The following is a 15,619-nucleotide window of genomic DNA, read 5'->3' as shown; positions in this document are numbered from 1 at the left end:
GTTAGTTTGTGTCATGGCCTGGCTGGCCGGGCTGGGCGGGGTTTCCCGCGCCGGGCCCGAGGTGCCGGAGCAGGGCGTCAAGGATCGGCAGTTGCCCCTTCACCAGCCGGACCCTGGCTTCTGCCTCTGTGGACCATTCGGCGCGGTCGATCTCCGGGAAGCTGCGGATGGTGCCGGATCCCTTCGGCCATTCCAGGGCGAAGGTGTTGCTCACGATGCGTTCGGGCTGAAAGTCAGATTCGGCCGTGTAGACCGTGATGACCTTGCCGGAGGGCTGCCGGAAATCGCCCAGCCGGTGGTAGTCGGCATCGGGTGCCGGGGTGCCGATTTCCTCTGCGAATTCACGGCGTGCGGCAGCCAGCGGGTCTTCCCCGGCCGGGTACTCGCCCTTGGGGACGGACCAGGCGTGGGCGGTCTTGCCGGCCCAGTACGGTCCGCCCATGCGGGCTATCCAGAGCTCCAGTTGGGACGCAGGGCGCAGCCGGTACAGCAGAATGCCGGCGCTCCGAACGGTCATGGCCACCTGTCCTAAGGCTGTCTGAGGCGATCTGTCTGACGCGGATGTGCCCGTGCGCGTTGAGGCTGCGGATTCCCTGCGGATGGGCCGGCTCGGGGGTGGCGTCCTCGGCGGAAGGGAGAGAGAATCCAGATAGGAAGCTCAGACTCACCTGAAGGAGTGATCGGCCATGATCACTGCGGCGCCGGCGCGCCCGGTGGTTAGCCGGGACGGGTACCTGCCCATCGAGGACCACGGTCTAATCGGCGACGGCTCCACGTGTGCCCTGGTGGGGCGTGACGGAGCGATTACGTGGCTTTGTCTTCCCGAGTTTGACAGCCCTCCCTTTTTCGCCGGAATCCTTGACGCTGAGTACGGCGGCCGCTTTGAAATCGCCCCGGTTAATACTGTGGCGTCATTCCAGCGCTATGTCGAGGATTCCTGCGTTCTGGTCACGTCTCTCGTGTCGGATCGGGGCCTGCTCCAGGTGACGGATGCCCTGACCCTGCGCTCGGGCGCCGACCTCTCGGAACCGGTGCCCGCCGGCCGGTCGGAGCTGCTCCGCCAAGCGCGCGCAGTGGGCGGCGACGTCCCGCTGCGCATCAGCCTGATACCGAAGGCCGGTGTGACTTTTGACGCCCTGGCCACTGGGTGGAGGTTCGACTGGCAACAGGACGGAAAGCAGGAAGTCTATCTTTGGTCGTCTGTTGAACTCCGGCCTTATGGGCGCGGACTGTCCGCAGCCATCACCCTGCGGGCGGGAGAGACCCTGACCATGGTCCTGCACTGGTCGGGACGGTTCCGTCTCCGCCAGCACCCCGAAAGCAAGAAGCTCATCGACCAAACTGTCTATGCCTGGCGCCGGTGGGCAACGGGCCTGGACTGTGAAGGATCCCAGGCGGAGCTCATGAAGCGATCGGCTTTCACGCTGAAGTTGCTGGATCATGCGGAGACGGGCGCCATACTGGCCGCCGCGACGTCGTCCCTGCCAGAATGGCCCGGCACGCCGCGGAACTGGGACTACCGCTACACGTGGGTGCGTGACGCTTCGTTCTCCAACTACGTCTTCCGGCGCATCGGCGACCCCAGTGATGCGGACGTGTTCCTGGCCTGGGTCCTGACAAATGTTGAACGCGATGGCAGGCCGCAGGTGATGTATGCCCTGGACGGGTCGCAGCCGCCCGAAGAGCGGCAGGATTCCCAGCTGCGGGGCTATCGCGGCTCAGCGCCGGTCCGCTGGGGAAACGGGGCCCGCCATCAGATGCAGCATGATGTCTACGGCGAAATTATTGACATCGCGTATCAGTGGTCGGCAAGCGGCAAGCGGGTGGACTTGCAGCTTTGGGCGGCACTGGTGCCCATCGTCGAGATGGCGATCCAGAGGTGGCGCGTCCCGGACTCGGGTCCCTGGGAAATCCGCACCCCGGGCCGCACATTCACATACTCGGCGGCTCTTTGCTACGTTGCCATCGACCGCGCCATCCGAATCGCCCGCAGGGACGGGCTGCCGTATCCCAAGCGCCGCTGGGAGGCCACCGCCAGGCAGATCAGGCAGGCCGCGTTGACCCAGTCCTGGGACGACAGGAGGCATACGTTGACAGAGCATTTGGGCGGCAGCGGCGGACTGGATGCCTCCTTGCTCACGCTTCCCATTCGAAACGTGATCGATTTCGATGACCCGCGAATGGTAGCCACCACGGCGGCGATTGCCGCCGAGCTCGATGCCGGAAACGGTCTGCTGTTCCGCTACTTGCCGCAGGTTTCCCCGGATGGGCTCCCCGGCGGCGAGGGCGCCTTCCTGCTCTGCAGCTTCTGGCTGGTGGACAACCTGGCAGGCCAGGGGAGGGTGGAAGAGGCCCACGAGCTCTACGAGTCCCTGTGCGGCCGGGCCAACCCGCTGGGATTGCTCCCCGAGCAGATCCACCCCGACACCGGGGAATTCCTTGGAAATTTCCCCCAGGCGTTCAGCCACGTGGGCGTGCTGGCCAGCGGGCTGCGGCTCCTGAAGGCCCAGCGGAAGGACGCCAAAGATCACCTCCCCTCGTGAGGTTGGCTCTTCGCCCCGTGATCAGGCCGCCGGCCCCCACAGCGCCTTGCGGAGCAGCCCCTTGAGTGCCGCGACTTCAGTGCCGCTGAGGCCGGCCAGGGCGGCAGACTCCGCCTCGCGCGCCGCGGCCTCGGCCCGCCGAAAAACGGCCGCCCCTTCATCGGTGGCCGAGACGATTTTGGCGCGCCGGTCCTGCCTCCCGGGTGCGCGGATCACAAGCCCCCGTTTCTCCAGCTCGTCGATCAAGGCCACGATCTGGCTGGGATCCAGGCTGAGGAATTCGGCCATCTCCCGCTGTGTGGGCTCCAGCCCGCTGTTGGCGAGGGCCAGCACCGAATAGGAGCGTTCCTTGAGGCCGAACCCGGCCAGTGCGCGGTTGTTCAGGACCGAACCGGCGGCATGCAGTTTGGCCAGCAGGAAACCCGCGTCCTGGCTGATGGTTGCCGCCATGAGCTTCTCCGCCGGTTCGGTGCCCGGCACATCATCAACTTCGGTCGGCATGCCCAACTCCAATAGTCCTAAAAATAAATCATTGACTTTTTCAACTATCCATATTTTCATGGATGCAGAACAGCATCCCATGCCGCGGGGCCGGATGCACAAGGCAGCTAGCAAAGGAGCGGCAATGAGCCTGTCAGGAAAAGTAGCAATCGTCACCGGAAGCGGCCGGGGCCTCGGCCTGGCCTATGCCCGGGAGCTGGCCCGCCAGGGCGCCGCCGTCGTCGTCAACGATGTGGACGCCGCTGTCGCCGCGGAAGCGGTCCGCACCATCGAGTCCGACGGCGGCCGCGCCGCCGCCGTCGTAGCCCCGGTGGGCAGCTCCGAGGTTGCCAAACAGCTGGTGCGGGCGGCCGTCACGGAGTTCGGCCGGCTGGACATCCTGGTCACCAACGCCGGCATACTGCGGGACAAGAGCCTGCTGAAGATGACGGACGAGGACTTCGACGCCGTGATCAACGTCCACCTGCGCGGCACCTTCACCTGTGCCCGGGAGGCCTTCGGGTACTTCAAGGAGCACGGCATTGCCGGCCGCATCATCACCATCGGCTCCCCGACCGGCCAGCGGGGCAACTTCGGCCAGACCAACTACGCCGCCGCCAAGGCCGGAATCGTGGGCATGGTCCGCACCTGGGCCCTGGAAATGAAGAAGGCCGGCGTCACCGCCAACGCCGTCATCCCGGTGGCCGCCACCGCCATGACCAAGACCGTCCCGTATTTCCAGAAGGCCGTGGAGGCCGACGAGCGGGGCGAGGCCATGCCGGCCTTCTTCCGCCACGACCTCGGCTTCGGCACGGCCGAGGACGTCGCCGGCCTGGTCGCTTTCCTCGCCTCCGATGCGGCCGCGGCAATCACCGGCCAGGCGATCGGCGCGGGCGGCGACCGGCTGCAGCTCTGGACCCACCCCGAGGCATCGGCCACCGAATACCGCGAGGGCGGCTGGGGCTACCAGGACCTCATAGAGAACTTTGATGCCCTGTTCGGCAACAAGCTGCAGGGCGTCGGCGAAGAGTTCCTGCCCCTGCCGGAGGAACTGCAGCCAGCAACGGCTCAGCCCGAACAGACACAGCCAGCAACGGCTCGGCCCGAACAGACACAGCCAGCACCGGCACAGCCCGAAGCGGCACAGGTCGGCTGACATGACCGCGCAGCGCTACGAACTGGGCATCGACGCCGCAAGACTCGATGCGATCGACATGCACGTCCACCTCGAGGTGGACGGCCACGGCCACGGGTCCCTGCCGGATGCCCTCACGGAGGCCTCCGCCAAGTACTTCAAGGCCGAGGACCGGACGCCGTCGCTGGACCGGATCGCCGAGATCTACCGCGAACTGAACATGGCCGCCGTCGTCTTCACCGTCGACGCCCGGACCCAGCTCAAGCACGAGCCCAACAGCATCCCCGAACTCATTGCCGGGGCAGCCAGGAACAACGACGTCCTGATCCCCTTCGGCAGCGTGGACCCCCGCACCGGCCCCGACGCCCTGCAGGGCGCGAAGCACCAGGCAATCGACCTCGGCGCGCGGGGGTTCAAGTTCCACCCGAGCCTGCAGGGCTTCGACCCCTCCAACGAACAGTTCTACCCGCTCTGGGAGACCCTGCAGGAACTGGGCCTGCCAGCCATCTTCCACACGGGCCAGAACGGCATGGGCGCGGGGCTCCCCGGCGGGTACGGCATCAAGCTGGCCTACTCCAACCCGCTCCTGCTCGACGCCGTCGCCGCGGACTTCCCTGAACTGCAGATCATCATGGCCCACCCCTCGGTGCCGTGGCAGGACGAGGCGAACTCGATAGCCACCCACAAGTCCAACGTGTTCATCGACCTCTCCGGCTGGTCCCCGAAGTACTTCCCCGAGTCCTTGGTCCGGATGGCCGGCTCCGTCCTGCAGGACAAGGTCCTGTTCGGCACCGACTTCCCCCTGATCACGCCGCAGAAATGGCTGGCCGCCTTCGCGGACCTGCCGCTCAAGGACGAGGTCCGGCCCAAGATCCTCAAGGCCAACGCCGTCCGCCTGCTCGGGCTGGGTGGCTGAGATGAGCGTCGAGACGAGTGCGGAGGCCGTTCCGGATTCTGTGGAGCGGGAACGCCTCTACAGCGTCTGCGATTATTACGACGCCGAGTCCCTCCTCACCGACGGCGAACGCAGGGTGCTGGGGCGGCTGCGGGAATTCCTGGACACGCAGGCCCGCCCGCTCCTGGCCGACTACTGGGAGCGCGGCGAGTTTCCGGACCAGCTGGCGCGGCCGCTGATCGAACTGGACCTCATGGAACCCGCCGAGCTCACGGCCGACGGACCGGCCCGCGGAATCTACCAGGGTTTCCGGATCTTCGAACTCGCCCGGACGGACGCCTCGCTGGCCACGTACTTCACCGCCCAGGCCGGGCTGTTCCGGACCGCCATCCGCGTCGGTGCCTCCGAGGAACAGCAGCGCGAGTGGATGCCCAAGGTCATCGACTTCTCGCTCAAGGGCGTCTTCTCGCTCACTGAACCGGAGTCCGGTTCGGACATCGCGGGCGGCCTGTCCACCACAGCCCGGAGGGAACGGGGGAGTGGGTCCGGCCCGGAGGGCGACACGTGGGTCCTGGACGGCGCCAAGCGGTGGATCGGCGGGGCCGCCACCGCCGACGTCCTGGCCGTCTTCGCCCGCGACACGGCCGACGGCCAGGTCAAGGCCTTCCTCGTGGACCGCGAGGCCGAAGGCGTGACCCTGGAGAAGATCCGCGGCAAGACCGCGCTGCGGATGATGCAGAACGCCCACATCACCCTCGACGGCGTCCGCGTTCCCGAGGCCAGGCGGCTGCACAACGTGAACTCCTTCCGGGACGTGGCCGCGATGCTGCGGGCCATGCGCTCGGACGTGGCGTGGATCGCCACCGGCATCCAGGCCGGGGCCTTCGAAGCCGCGCTCCGGTATGTCACCGAGCGGCAGCAGTTCGGCCGTCCGCTGGGCTCCTTCCAGCTGGTCCAGGAAAAGCTGGCCCGGATGCTCGGCAACGTCACCTCGTCCCTGTCCCTGGTGGTCCGGCTGAACGACCAGCAGGGCAAGGGCATCTACCGCGACCAGGACTCCGCCCTTGCCAAGATGCAGACGTCGCTGCTGATGCGGGAAACCGTGGCGCTGGCCCGCGAGGTGGTGGGCGGCAACGGGATCACGCTGGACACAGACGTCGCGCGTTTCCACGCCGACGCCGAGGCCGTTTACTCCTACGAGGGCACCCACGAGATCAATGCCCTGATCGTCGGCCGCGCCCTCACCGGCGAAAGCGCCTTTGCCCGCTGACGCGGCGCACGCTGAACCACCCAGCAACCGAAACCCGGCGGCGGCTGCACCGCACCGCCGTCGTACTTCCGCAACTCTCCAACCATCACAGGAGCCAAAGATGCCCAACCTCGTCGTCGACTTCGACAAACTGCTCACCCTCGCCGGCACCGACCTCGGTGCCACCGACTACCGCGAAATCACCCAGGAACAGATCAACAAGTTCGCCGACGCCACGGGCGATGACCAGTGGATCCACGTGGACCCGGAACGCGCCAAGGACGGCCCCTTCGGCGCCCCGATCGCCCACGGCTTCCTCACCCTCTCGCTCATCATCCCGTTCTGGGGCGAGCTGTTCGACGTCGACGGCGTCACCACCAAGGTCAACTACGGCCTCGACAAGGTCCGCTTCACCTCCCCGGTCAAAGTGGGCTCGCGGATCCGCATGCGGGCGACCATTGCCGAAGTCACCGAGGTCAAGGGCGGCGCCCAGATCAAGGTGGCCAACACCATTGAGATCGAAGGCCAGGAACGCCCCGCGGTCGTGGCTGAGTTCCTCGCCCGCTTCTACAAGTAAGCCGCTTCTACAAGTAAGCCGCGGCGGCCACCCTACCAGCCCTTTGCCCCATCCCTCGGCACCCCCATTCCTCTGCATATAAGGAACAACGATGTCCCAGATTTCGCAGTTGCAGGCCATGGACGCGGGTACGCGTCGCCGTGAAGCACGGACCGTCATCGCCTCCAGCTATCTCGGCAGCACCATCGAGTACTACGACTTCCTGCTCTATGCCACGGCCGCCGCCGTGGTGTTTCCCAAGGTGTTCTTTTCCGGCATGGACGAGTGGGTGGGGGTCGTGGCCGCCTACGGGACGTTCGCCGCCGGCTACGTGGCCCGGCCCCTGGGCGGCATCATCTTCGGCCACTTCGGCGACAGGCTGGGCCGCAAGAACATGCTGATCGTCTCGATGCTGGTCATGGGCATCGCCTCCACCCTGATCGGGCTCGTGCCCGGCGCCGCGGTGGCCGGAGCCTGGGGCGCCGTGATGCTTGTGATCCTCCGCGTCTGCCAGGGCATTGCCGTCGGCGGGGAGTGGGGCGGCGCCGCCCTCATGGCGCTCGAGCACTCGGAATCGGGCAAGCGCGGCTTCGCGGCCTCATTCGTCAACGCGGGCGCCCCCACCGGCGCGGTGCTGGGCACCCTGGTCATGGGCGCCTTCGCGGCCCTGCCCAACGAGCAGTTCCTGGCCTGGGGCTGGCGGGTGCCGTTCCTGCTGTCCTTCGTTCTGCTGGGCGTCGGAATGTTCGTCCGGCTCAAGGTCTCGGAAAGCCCGATCTTCAAGGCGGCGCTGGAACAGGAGAAAGCCGAGCAGGACATCCAGGACAACGCGGCGCGGGAGAACGTCCGGCGCGCGGGATCGGTGCAGGGCGGCGTGCCGACGCGCCGCGAGATTCCCCTCCTACAGGTCCTGCGCCGGCCCAAGACCCTGATCTTCACCATGCTGGCCGGTGCGGCCGGGTTTGCGCTCCAGGTGGTGCTGGCAACGTTCTCCGTGACCTATGCCGTGTCCAAGGGCGCGGACCGTCAGGGTGTGCTCTACGCCTTCGCGGCAGCCTCCTTCGTGTCCATCGCCTTCGTGATCATGGGCGGCCGGCTCTCCGACAAGCTGGGACGGCGGCCCGTGATGATCGGCGGCCTGGTGCTGTTCATCCTTTACCTGACGCCGATGTTCCAGCTCCTGTCCTCGAACAACATCGGGCTGATCTTCGTGGCATTCGCCGTCGGGCTCATGATCCACTCCACCCTGTTCGGCCCGCTCGCTGCCTTCGTGTCCGAGCAGTTCGGCACCACGTCGCGGTACACCGGCGCCTCGCTGGGATACCAGCTCGCCACCCTTCTCGGGGCGGGTTTCACGCCAGGCATTGTGGCGCAGATCTTCAAGGATTCCGGACAGAACACCGCCGCCGTGGTCTGGTACCTGGCCATCATGTCAGTCGTGTCGATTGTCTTCATCCTGCTGACCCGCGAACCCAAGAACAACGATTTGCAGACTGTCGGGTCCTAACCCGGTCCGCTGGCGCTACCGTCTAACTAGAAAGGATTTTCCGTGGAGAATTTTGGCATCGGCTCGTGGCTGCAACGGCGCCGCCCGAAGTCGGGCACCAAGACCGCCGTGATCGCAGGGGACCGGACGCTCAGCTACAGGGAGCTCGCAGACCGTTCCACGAGGCTTGCCAACGCCCTCCGGGACCGCGGCGTGACCAAGGGAGACCGGGTGGCCTACCTGGGCGAAAATGATCCTTCCTTCCTGGAGACCCTCTTTGCCGCGGGACTGGCCGGTGCGGTCTTTGTCCCGCTGAACACCCGGCTGGCGCCGCCCGAAATCCAGTTCCAGCTCAAGGACAGCGGCGCTGTCCTGCTGGTTCACTCGGCGGCGCTCGCGGGGCTGGCGGAAAGCGGCTCGGCGGGGACGGCGGTGCGTACGCGGATCGCCGTCGAGGATTCACCGGTGCCCGATTCAACCGTGCCCGATTCAACCGTGCCCGACGGCGTCGCGGGGGCCGGCGGTACGGCCGGCGGACCCGCCGTCGAAGCGTTTGAGGCAGTGATCGCCTCCGGTGCTGTGTTGCCGCCGGACGAGCCCGTGGGACTGGACGACGCCGCCATGATCCTCTACACCTCCGGAACCACCGGCAACCCCAAGGGGGCGCTCCTGACCCACGGCAATATCACGTGGAACTGCGTCAACGTGCTGGTCGACTTCGACTTTACGTCCACCGATGTGGCCCTCATGATCTCCCCGATGTTCCACGTCGCCTCCCTCGACATGGGCGTGCTGCCCACGCTCCTGAAGGGCGGGACCGTGGTCCTCGAAGCCAAGTTCGATCCCCGCCGGACTTTGGAGCTGATCGAGCGGCACCGCGCAACGACCATCAGCGGTGTGCCCACCACGTACCAGATGCTGTGCGAGCATCCCGACTGGGACGCCACGGACCTCAGCTCACTGAACAAGCTGACGTGCGGGGGGTCCGCCGTGCCCATGCGGGTCCTGGAAGCCTACGAACGGCGCGGGCTGCGCTTCTCCAACGGCTACGGCATGACCGAGACGGCCCCGGGCGCCACCACGTTGCCGGCGGCCAGGTCCCGGGACAAGGCAGGATCCTCGGGCCTGCCGCACTTCTTCACGGATGTCAGGGTGGCCGATCCCGTGGACCCGGCGGCAGGCCCCGCCGCGCCCGGAACCGTCGGTGAGATCCAGATCAAGGGTCCCAACGTCATCCCCCAGTACTGGAACCGGCCCGAGGCCTCCGCGGAGTCCTACACCGCTGACGGCTGGTTCAAGTCCGGAGACATGGGCTACAAGGACCCCGACGGGTTCGTGTTCGTCTCCGACCGGCTCAAGGACATGATCATCTCCGGCGGGGAGAACATCTACCCGGCCGAGGTGGAGCAGGCGATCGCCGAGCTCGACGCCGTCGGAAGCGTCGCGGTGATCGGCGTGCCGGACGAGAAGTGGGGCGAGGTGCCGCGGGCCGTGGTGCTGCTGCGGGAGGGGGCCCGGCTCACGGAGGAGCAGCTGCGCTCCCATCTGGAGGGACGGCTTGCGCGGTACAAGATCCCCAAGTCGGTGGTCTTCGTGGCGGAAATGCCCAGGACCGCGAGCGGCAAGATCAGGAAGGCCGACCTTCGGAAACTGACCCCGGGCCACGTCTGACGGCGCGGTCCGGCGGCCCGGACGAGCGGACACGGCGCCTAGTGGATCGCGGCCAGCAGGATGCCGACGCCGACGAAGAGCGCGCCGAAGGTCCGGTTCAGGACTTTCTGCCCGCGGGCGTCGTGGGTGAAGCGCTGGAAGGACCTGGCTGCGGCCGCGAAGAAGAACCACATGACGAGGATGTCGATCGCGATCACGGTGGCGGACAGGACCGCGTACTGCGGCAGCAGCGGCTGTTCGGGCCGGATGAACTGGGGCATGAAGGCCAGGAAGAAGACCACGGCTTTGGGATTGAGCAGATTGACCCAGAGGCCGCGGCGGAACATGGAGAAGGCCGGTTCGTTGCGCAGGGCGGCGGCCTTCTCCTGGTCCAGGTCCGGTTTGTGCAGGAACTGCCGGATGCCCAGATAGACCAGGTAGGCGGCCCCCGCGTAGCGGATCACGTTGAACGCGAGCGGCGAGCTCGCCACGAGCACGCCGACGCCGAGGGCCACGATCAGGATGTGCACCACGAGGGCGGCCTGCTGGCCCAGGATGCCCCACAGGGAGCGGCGGAATCCCGAGTTCAGGGAGTTGCTCATGGTGTTGATGGCGCCCGCGCCGGGAGTGAAGCTGATCAGGACGCCGGCGCCGGCCAGGGCCAGCCAAAGGGAGGGTTGCACCAGCCAAGTTTACGGTCCCGGCCGTGGCCATACGGTCCCGGCCGTGGCCAGCCGGTCCCGGCCGGTGCAGGCTGGGGCCGGCTGGGGTGGATGATGGGCTGGCAGCGTTGAGGATCTGGCGCGGCTGGCCAGGGCGTCAGTCGCCGCGGAGGCCGTAGCTGAGAATCATGTTGCCTTTGCTGGTCTGCTGGGATTCCTGCAGCACCAGCCGGGTCAGGGGATCGCCGTCGTTGAAGAGCCGCCGGCCACTGCCGGCGATCACGGGATGGACGATCAGCATCAAGGTGTCGAGCAGCCCGGCGAACAGCAACTGGCGGACCAGCGAGATGCTGCTGAAGACTCCTATCTCGCCGCCGTCACCGTTCTTCAAGGCCGCCACGAAGTCCTCCAGCGGCCCCTCAATCAGGCGCGAATTTTCCCACTTCAGGTCCCCCGTCAGCGTCCGGGATGCGACATATTTCGGCAGCGGGTTGATGAAGCCCGCGAAGTCGGCGTCCCTTTCGGCGTTCGGCCAGTATTCAGCCCACTGCTGATAGCCGACGCGGCCCAGGAGCCCGGTATCGATCCGGCCCATCATCTCGCCCATCCCGGCGCCCAGTTCCTCATCGAAACTGTCGAACTGCCAGAGGAACGGGTCTTCAACCACGCCGTCCACGGAGCAGAAAAGGCCGGCCGTCACTTTGCGCATGGGATTCTCCTTAGCGGTGGGTCTTTTCGAGCACCCTATCCGGTGATCTGCCGGCAGGGAATGGCTGCGTGCATTCGTTTGGGACTGCTCCGGACAACGGCCGTGCCGCCGTTGTCCGGAACAGCGCCTGTGAACGGGCCCAGGCCGGCGGACGGGACTGTCCGGTCAGGACTGCCGGGCCCGCGCCCTCGGGGTCAGCCGTTGGAGGCGGAGCCGTCCGTGGCTGAGCCGCCCGAACCCCCGTCATTCGGGCCGCCATGGCCTCCGCCGCCGGGACCGCCCTGGCCCTGATCCTGGGTTTCGGTCACCGTGAAGTTCGCATCCAGCAGGACCGTGGCGCGGGTGCCGTCCGCCTTGGTGATGTGGGCTTCGTAGGTGGCGCCGTCGGCGTCGGTCTCCATCCGCTCGATCGTCGCATCGGGTTCGGCGGCCTTCACCGCCGCCTCGACCTTCGTCGCGGTGTCGCCGGTGAGGACCTCCTCCGTCTTGCCGTTGGCCTGGTGCGGGCCGCCCTGGCCGCCGGCGCCGCCGGGTGCCCCGTACCCGCCGCCGTAGCCGTCGGAGGCAGCGGTGCTCGACGAGGAGGTGCCGGTGCCGTCGTCGGCCATTGCTGGGATGGCCGCCGCGCCGATGGCGCCGCCGCCTATCACCGCGGCAAGCATGATGCCCGCCGTGGTCTTGTTGATCTGTGCCATGGTGAAACTCCTTTGCTTGGGCCCGGGAGCCGGGCCGGCCGAGGATTCGGCCTGTACCCAGCCTCGGCGCGGCAGGTGTGGCAGCACTTCGGCGGCGCTGTTCGCCGGGGTGGGCGATCGCAAAGTACTTGGTGTATTCCGGATGCAGCCCCGCGAGGACGGCGTCGTCGGTTACTTCCACACTGATCCGCGCCAGTGGGATGCCGCCGGATCCGGGGTCGCTACTATTGCGACTGTGAATCTGCGCCGCGCGTTGCCCGTCCTGTTGGTCCTGCTGGTTCTGGTGTTCGCGTTTACGGCCGCTTTCGGTGCATCAGCGCAGGCCAGCGGGCCCATCCCGCATGTGGGCGTGTCTGAGGCGACGGACCGCGGGCCTTCAGCGCAGGACGGAAAAGGGCCGCTGTGGGGTGTGCAGCTGGACTGGTCGACGGACTCCGCCGCCCAGTACGCCGGGCGCCTGGGAAAGCCGGCGGCGCTCTATGCCCATGAATTGTCGCTTCCTGTTCAGGAACAGGAAGAGGTATTCATCCCGCAGTTCCTGGAGCAAGCAGAATCCGAAGGCGCCGATGCGTTGATCACGGTCAACCCGAGAGTTCCCTTGGCGCAGGTCGACGCGGTGACCTCAACCGATCTCGCGCAGAAAATCAAGGAGATGGCTGGGGGGTTCAAAGGTCAGCTGTTCATCCGTTTCGCGCCCAACATGAATGCGGGCTGGGCGGCTTGGGGCCAAAGGCCCGCCGAGTACGTTGCCGCGTTTCGGGCGGTGACGGCCGCCATGCGCGCAACACTGGAAAAGCCACTGATGGTCTGGTCGCCGTTCCAGGGAAGTGACTACCCCTTCCCGAAGGCTCCCGACGCTGCGCAGCCCGGCAGCCCGGGCTTCAGCGCCTTGGACACGAATTCCGACGGCGCCTGGAACCTTGAGGATGCGGCATACTCGCCATATTACCCAGGGGACGGCGCGGTGGACTGGGTGGGGTTGTCCGCATTCCACGACGACACTGCCGGCGGCCCGCCGGTCAACACTCTTCCTGCTGAGGGCGGCCTTGCCCGCATGCTGGGGCCCGCGCAGCCGGCTCAGCCCGCGGTGGACTTGAATTTCTATGATGGCTACTCGGTGTCCCGGAACAAGCCTCTGCTCCTGGAAACGGGTGCTTTCTACAGCCCGGCCAGCGGTGGACCCTCCGAGGCGGACATCAAGGGCGCCTGGATGAGCCAGGTACTCGCAACGCCAGGCTCCGGATATAAGAACGTCAGGGCCGTGCTGTGGAACGAAACGGTCCGACGCCGCGCATCCGGCGAGGTGGCGATCGACTGGCGCCTTACGGCGGACGCCGGCACCGCTTCGATCCTGGCCAACGGACTGGAGGAGTCCAACTTCCAGACCGGCCCCGCGACGGCGACGGCCGCCGGAGGCGGTGCGAACAGCCCATCCGGCGGGGTGATTTCCGGCGGCTGGGCCTGGGTAGCTGCGGCGGCGGGATTGACGCTGGCCGCCGCGTTGTGGATGCTCCCTGTCCGCTGGTCCGCGGGGCGCTCCTGGGCGTATCGGGAAGAGGACTTCAGGGACAGGCGCGTGGACATGCTGCGCGGCATGGCGATCCTCTTTGTGGTGGTGAACCATGTTGGCCTCACCTCACTTTTTCAGCTGCTGACCCAGGAAACGATCGGCGCGGTGTCCGGCGCGGAATTCTTTGTCCTGCTGTCCGGGGCCGTTCTGGGCATGGTCTACGGGCCAAAGATTAAGGCCAACCCCGCGGAGGTGCTGGATAAGACAAGCCGCCGGTCGTGGAAGCTTTACCTGACGGCCCTGACCGTTGTCATGACGGTCTTCTTCATCAGTCTCGTGCCCCTCGTCCAGAGCTCGGTCCTGACCGCGTTCACGGACCAAGGGACCGGAGCGGCGGGCGCCGCGGCGTCCGGCCGCAGCTACGACTTGTATGCGGAGGTGGAAGGGCTGCTGCATTTCCCGGTCCCGGCCTGGCTGATCCCGAAGATCCTGCTGCTGGAGTTCGGCCCGTGGCAGTTCAACATCATGGGCCTTTACGTGGTGCTCCTGCTCCTGAGCCCCCTGATCCTATGGGCGCTGTCCCGCAGGCTGGCGTGGCTGGTCCTGCTGGTGAGTGCCGCCCTTTACGCGGTGGGGTCCGTGTCCCGCGTCCGTCTCCTGCCGTCCCAGTTCGAAGATTCCTTCCCGTTGATGGTATGGCAGGTCCTCTTTGTCCTTGGCCTGACCGCGGGCTATTACCGCCGTCCGCTTGTGGCCTGGTTCTGCCGCCACAAGAGCGTGCTGGCCCTCTGCGCCCTGCTGGCGGTACTTTTTGCACTGTTTGCTTTGTCCAACCCCTACCTTTCCAATGCTTACGATGTCCGCCTCGCCTTGTTGCCTGATGCCCTGCATCAGACGCTTTACAGCGGCTATTTCGGTCGGACTTACCTTGGCGCGGGACGGCTGCTCAACGTCCTGGTGGTCATCATCACGGCCTACTCCCTTTTGACCGCCTACTGGAAGCTCCTGGAGCGGGCACTGGGCTGGTTCCTTATCCCGCTGGGGCAGGCCACCTTGTATGTCTTCATCATCCACGTATTCCTGATACTGGCCCTGGCCAACATCCCCGTGCTGCAGCAGGGCAATGTCTGGCTGAATACCGGCGCCTACGTGCTGGTCCTGGGCCTGGTGTGGACGATGATCAAGACGAAGTTCTTGTTCCGGATCATCCCCCGCTAGCCGCCGGGGCATCACGCCCTGGCGATGACTTCACCGTTGGGAATCAGGAACCATCCGTCGTCGGTGGAGCCCCACCGGTGCCAGCCCGCGGAAATCCGGGCCAGGTCCGCCTCGCTGGCGAAGCCGTACTCGAGCGCCTGGTCCGCAAAGGAGGAATGCAGCACCCGCTCGCCCCACACCCGGGCCTGCCAGCGCCGCTGCTGCCCGGTGGCGTAGAGCCAGTTGCTGCTCGACGGCGCCACGTCCGTGAACCCGGCAGCCTGGGCCCAGGACACGAGCCGGCGGCCGGCATCGGGCTCGGCGCCGTTGCGGCGGGCGATGCGCTGGTAGAGCTCCATCCAGTCGTCGAGTTCCGGGATGGCCGGGTACCAGCTCATGCCGTGGAAATCGGCGTCGCGCACCGCCACGATGCCGCCGGCCTTGGCCACCCGGCGCATCTCCCGCAGGGCCGCGACGGGGTCCGTGAGGTGCTGGAGGACCTGATGGGCGTGGACGACGTCGAACGACTCGTCCGGGAAGTCGAGGTCGTAGACGTTGCCGGTCCCAAAGTGGACATTTTCCACGCCGCGCTCGACGGCGAGGGCGGTTGCCTGGGCGATGATGTCGGGGGAGCGGTCAAGGCCCGTGACCCTGCCCGGCGCCACCAGCTCCGCGAAGTCGCACGTGATGCTGCCCGGACCGCAGCCGACGTCGAGCACGGACACGCCGGGCGTGAGGTACGGAAGCACGAACGCTGCCGAGTTCTCCGCCGTGCGGGAAGCATGGGCACGGACCACCGACTCGTGGTGGCCGTGCGTGTACACATCGTCAGGCTGCTGCGCACTCATAATG

14 protein-coding genes are annotated in these 15,619 nt (G+C 66.8%); 8 read left to right on the top strand and 6 right to left on the bottom strand.

The window, feature by feature from the left end; all coding sequences use genetic code 11:
• Position 1 precedes the first annotated feature (1 nt).
• Complete coding sequence (locus LDO15_RS20745; protein WP_223981966.1) at positions 2–517, bottom strand: NUDIX domain-containing protein; 516 nt, start codon at positions 515–517, stop codon at positions 2–4.
• 169 nt (positions 518–686) lie between these two features.
• Between LDO15_RS20745 and LDO15_RS20740 the strand changes: the two genes are divergently transcribed.
• Positions 687–2,543 carry a glycoside hydrolase family 15 protein gene (locus LDO15_RS20740; protein WP_223981963.1) on the top strand — a complete coding sequence of 619 codons (1,857 nt, stop codon included), beginning with the start codon at positions 687–689 and terminating at the stop codon, positions 2,541–2,543.
• 21 nt (positions 2,544–2,564) lie between these two features.
• On the opposite strand, the gene LDO15_RS20735 is transcribed toward LDO15_RS20740, so the two are convergent.
• A complete protein-coding gene (locus LDO15_RS20735; RefSeq protein ID WP_223987585.1) occupies positions 2,565–2,993 on the bottom strand; it encodes a MarR family transcriptional regulator in 429 nt (142 codons plus the stop codon).
• A gap of 175 nt (positions 2,994–3,168) precedes the next feature.
• On the opposite strand from LDO15_RS20735, the gene LDO15_RS20730 reads away from it, so the two are divergent.
• From LDO15_RS20730 to LDO15_RS20705, 6 genes are all read left to right on the top strand, one after another.
• A complete protein-coding gene (locus LDO15_RS20730; RefSeq protein WP_223981960.1) occupies positions 3,169–4,179 on the top strand; it encodes an SDR family NAD(P)-dependent oxidoreductase in 1,011 nt (336 codons plus the stop codon).
• A gap of 1 nt (position 4,180) precedes the next feature.
• A complete protein-coding gene (locus LDO15_RS20725; RefSeq protein ID WP_223981958.1) occupies positions 4,181–5,074 on the top strand; it encodes an amidohydrolase family protein in 894 nt (297 codons plus the stop codon).
• A gap of 1 nt (position 5,075) precedes the next feature.
• Positions 5,076–6,323: an acyl-CoA dehydrogenase family protein gene (locus tag LDO15_RS20720; RefSeq protein WP_223981956.1), complete on the top strand. Its 1,248-nt coding sequence runs from the start codon at positions 5,076–5,078 to the stop codon at positions 6,321–6,323.
• A 100-nt stretch (positions 6,324–6,423) separates the two neighbouring features.
• Entirely contained in the window at positions 6,424–6,879 is a 456-nt protein-coding gene (locus LDO15_RS20715) for a MaoC family dehydratase (protein WP_090952699.1), read from the top strand.
• Positions 6,880–6,970: 91 nt separating this feature from the next.
• Entirely contained in the window at positions 6,971–8,365 is a 1,395-nt protein-coding gene (locus LDO15_RS20710; RefSeq protein ID WP_223981954.1) for an MFS transporter, read from the top strand.
• A gap of 42 nt (positions 8,366–8,407) precedes the next feature.
• Positions 8,408–10,015, top strand: a complete 1,608-nt coding sequence (locus LDO15_RS20705) for a long-chain fatty acid--CoA ligase (protein ID WP_223981952.1) — start codon at positions 8,408–8,410, stop codon at positions 10,013–10,015.
• 38 nt (positions 10,016–10,053) lie between these two features.
• Here the strand turns inward: LDO15_RS20705 and LDO15_RS20700 are convergent, their stop codons facing one another.
• The 3 genes from LDO15_RS20700 to LDO15_RS20690 all read right to left on the bottom strand — a co-directional run bounded on the left by LDO15_RS20700 (position 10,054) and on the right by LDO15_RS20690 (position 12,060).
• The gene (locus tag LDO15_RS20700) at positions 10,054–10,677 is read right to left on the bottom strand and encodes a LysE family transporter (RefSeq protein ID WP_223981950.1); all 624 of its coding nucleotides are present in this window, start codon (positions 10,675–10,677) and stop codon (positions 10,054–10,056) included.
• Positions 10,678–10,813: 136 nt separating this feature from the next.
• Positions 10,814–11,365 carry a dihydrofolate reductase family protein gene (locus LDO15_RS20695; RefSeq protein ID WP_223981948.1) on the bottom strand — a complete coding sequence of 184 codons (552 nt, stop codon included), beginning with the start codon at positions 11,363–11,365 and terminating at the stop codon, positions 10,814–10,816.
• Positions 11,366–11,559: 194 nt separating this feature from the next.
• Entirely contained in the window at positions 11,560–12,060 is a 501-nt protein-coding gene (locus LDO15_RS20690; RefSeq protein ID WP_223981946.1) for a hypothetical protein, read from the bottom strand.
• A gap of 142 nt (positions 12,061–12,202) precedes the next feature.
• On the opposite strand from LDO15_RS20690, the gene opgC reads away from it, so the two are divergent.
• Positions 12,203–14,788: an OpgC domain-containing protein gene (gene opgC, locus LDO15_RS20685; protein ID WP_223981943.1), complete on the top strand. Its 2,586-nt coding sequence runs from the start codon at positions 12,203–12,205 to the stop codon at positions 14,786–14,788.
• An 11-nt stretch (positions 14,789–14,799) separates the two neighbouring features.
• On the opposite strand, the gene LDO15_RS20680 is transcribed toward opgC, so the two are convergent.
• Positions 14,800–15,615 carry a methyltransferase domain-containing protein gene (locus tag LDO15_RS20680; protein WP_223981940.1) on the bottom strand — a complete coding sequence of 272 codons (816 nt, stop codon included), beginning with the start codon at positions 15,613–15,615 and terminating at the stop codon, positions 14,800–14,802.
• Positions 15,616–15,619: the final 4 nt, after the last annotated feature.

The sequence above is a fragment of the Arthrobacter sp. NicSoilB8 genome (assembly GCF_019977355.1).
GTDB lineage: Bacteria > Actinomycetota > Actinomycetes > Actinomycetales > Micrococcaceae > Arthrobacter.
This window is presented reverse-complemented; position numbering and strand designations above follow the sequence as displayed.

Excerpts from the sequence above, each read along its gene's own strand:
- LDO15_RS20710 (WP_223981954.1), top strand. The coding sequence starts at position 6,971 with ATGTCCCAGATTTCGCAGTTGCAGGCCATGGACGCGGGTACGCGTCGC.
- opgC (WP_223981943.1), top strand. The coding sequence starts at position 12,203 with ATGCAGCCCCGCGAGGACGGCGTCGTCGGTTACTTCCACACTGATCCG.
- LDO15_RS20730 (WP_223981960.1), top strand. The coding sequence starts at position 3,169 with ATGAGCCTGTCAGGAAAAGTAGCAATCGTCACCGGAAGCGGCCGGGGC.
- LDO15_RS20725 (WP_223981958.1), top strand. The coding sequence starts at position 4,181 with ATGACCGCGCAGCGCTACGAACTGGGCATCGACGCCGCAAGACTCGAT.
- LDO15_RS20680 (WP_223981940.1), bottom strand. The coding sequence starts at position 15,615 with ATGAGTGCGCAGCAGCCTGACGATGTGTACACGCACGGCCACCACGAG.
- LDO15_RS20690 (WP_223981946.1), bottom strand. The coding sequence starts at position 12,060 with ATGGCACAGATCAACAAGACCACGGCGGGCATCATGCTTGCCGCGGTG.
- LDO15_RS20745 (WP_223981966.1), bottom strand. The coding sequence starts at position 517 with ATGACCGTTCGGAGCGCCGGCATTCTGCTGTACCGGCTGCGCCCTGCG.
- LDO15_RS20735 (WP_223987585.1), bottom strand. The coding sequence starts at position 2,993 with ATGGCGGCAACCATCAGCCAGGACGCGGGTTTCCTGCTGGCCAAACTG.
- LDO15_RS20740 (WP_223981963.1), top strand. The coding sequence starts at position 687 with ATGATCACTGCGGCGCCGGCGCGCCCGGTGGTTAGCCGGGACGGGTAC.
- LDO15_RS20715 (WP_090952699.1), top strand. The coding sequence starts at position 6,424 with ATGCCCAACCTCGTCGTCGACTTCGACAAACTGCTCACCCTCGCCGGC.
- LDO15_RS20720 (WP_223981956.1), top strand. The coding sequence starts at position 5,076 with ATGAGCGTCGAGACGAGTGCGGAGGCCGTTCCGGATTCTGTGGAGCGG.
- LDO15_RS20695 (WP_223981948.1), bottom strand. The coding sequence starts at position 11,365 with ATGCGCAAAGTGACGGCCGGCCTTTTCTGCTCCGTGGACGGCGTGGTT.